1 protein-coding gene and 2 pseudogenes are annotated in these 1975 nt (G+C 59.7%); all 3 read left to right on the top strand.

Annotated features, from left to right (window positions below):
- Nucleotides 1–150 (top strand): annotated as a pseudogene (locus E5W70_RS31780) (autoinducer 2 ABC transporter substrate-binding protein); the annotation flags it as partial.
- Nucleotides 151–237: 87 nt separating this feature from the next.
- Nucleotides 238–1752 (top strand): sugar ABC transporter ATP-binding protein, encoded by a 1515-nt coding sequence (locus E5W70_RS31775; protein WP_292665231.1) that lies wholly within the window; start codon nt 238–240, stop codon nt 1750–1752.
- A pseudogene (locus E5W70_RS31770) lies at nt 1745–1975 on the top strand (ABC transporter permease); the annotation flags it as partial. The gene E5W70_RS31775 and the pseudogene E5W70_RS31770, both read left to right, overlap by 8 nt.

Here is a 1975-nt window from a genome sequence, read left to right as displayed (position 1 = left end):
CTCATGAAGGGCAAAGAAATCAAGAATGGCGATACGATCGAAGGGCTAGGGACAGTCAAGCCCGACTTCGAAAACCATAACATCATCGTCGATCAGCTGGTCCCGATCAACAAGGACACTGTCGACGGCCTCGCTGCGATGGGTCTGTAAAGCCTCCCAAGGCTGTGGCAGCCGGGCTGGCCTCGAGCCTGCCCGGCTGAGGATGTGTCAACGCGATTGGGTCCAGGGTTCAACTCGATGGCTGATCAGGCACTCGATGGCGCCGCATCACGGCCGTTGCTGTCGCTCCGCAACGTCAACATGACGTTCGGCGGCGTGAAGGCGCTGAAGAATGTCAGCTTTGAGGTATTGCCGGGTGAGGTGCATTGCCTGGCCGGCGAGAACGGCTCCGGCAAGAGCACGCTGATCAAGGTCATTACAGGCGTGTACAAGCCCGAGGCGGGCGCCGTGATCGACTATGACGGCCAGAGCTACACCCACATGTCGCCGGTAGCGGCGCAGGCCGGCGGGATTCAGGTCATCTGGCAGGACCTCGCCCTGTTCCCCGAGATGACCGTCGCCGAGAACATCGCGTTCCAGACTGTCATCGGCCGCTGGCCGCGGCTGGTGAACTATGCCGAAATGCGGCGTGTCGCGACCAACGCCTTGCAACGTCTTGGTATTACCCTCGATGTCGATCTCGCACTCCACAATTTTCCAATCGCACAGCGGCAGATCGTAGCTATAGCGCGCGCGCTCGTCGGCCAAGCGAAGCTTGTCTTCATGGATGAGCCTACGGCCTCGCTCACCCAATCTGAAACCGACTATCTGCTGGACATTGTGCGCAATCTGTCGGCGTCGGGCGTTGCCGTTGTGTTCGTCAGTCACCGCCTGGCGGAGGTTCTCGAAATCTCCAGCCGTGTGACCGTGCTGCGCGACGGCGCCTTGGTTGGCGTCTATCCCACCAAAGGTCTGACCCAATCGCGCATAACCGAGCTGATGACCGGCAAGACCTTTGACTATTCCGTCCTGCATCGCGATTTGAGCACGAGCCCGGTTATGCTTGAGGTTAAAGGGCTGTCGCGGCCCGGCGAATTCGAGGATGTGTCATTGACGGTCCGCCGCGGCGAGACGCTCGGCGTCACCGGGTTACTCGGGGCAGGGCGCACCGAGCTGGCGTTGACCTTGTTCGGAATGCGCAAGCCGAGGTCCGGCTCTGTTGTGCTGGATGGCAACCCCGTCCGCTTCGGTTCCAACCGTGACGCGATCGCCGCTGGCGTCGCCTATCTTTCGGAAGACCGGCTGTCGCTCGGCCTCATTCAGCCCCAGGCAATTGCCGACAACATGGTCATTGCCTCGCTAGACAAGATTCTCTCTGGCGGTTTCATTTCGAGCGATCGCAAACGATCCCTAGTCAATGGTTGGATAAGGGATCTCGGCGTTAGGATCGGAAAGCAGGGAGACGCGGTCTCGACCCTGTCGGGGGGAAATCAGCAACGTGTCGCAATTGCAAAATGGCTGGCGACCGAACCGAAACTGCTAATCCTCGACGGACCGACCGTCGGTGTTGATGTTGGCGCGCGTGCCGGCATATTCGATATCGTTTCCAAGCTGGCCGACAGCGGCCTGGCCATTATCCTGATCTCGGACGAGGTGCCTGAAGTCTATTTCAACGCGGACCGTGTGCTGCACATGGCTCAGGGGCGCATTGTCGACGAATATGTTCCCGGCGCCACGTCCCTCCAGGCGATCGAAGAGGCGGTCTATGCGTAGGTTTGTCCGCTCCCACGCAACGGAACTGGCTTTGCTCGCCGTGATCGCGGTCATTTGCGTCTTCCTCTCGTTTGCGACAGAGCGGTTCTTTACCCTCGGCAACGCGTTTGACCTTCTCAACACCAGCTCGGTCAACATCATCTTCGCCGTCGGCCTGCTCGTTGTGCTGATTGCCGGCGGCATTGACATCTCCTTCGCGGTTGCTGCCTCCGTTGTGCAATAT

This window comes from Mesorhizobium sp. (genome assembly GCF_005063415.1).
GTDB lineage: Bacteria > Pseudomonadota > Alphaproteobacteria > Rhizobiales > Rhizobiaceae > Mesorhizobium.
The sequence above is the reverse complement of the archived record's forward strand: the minus strand, read 5'-3'. Positions and strand labels throughout refer to the sequence as shown.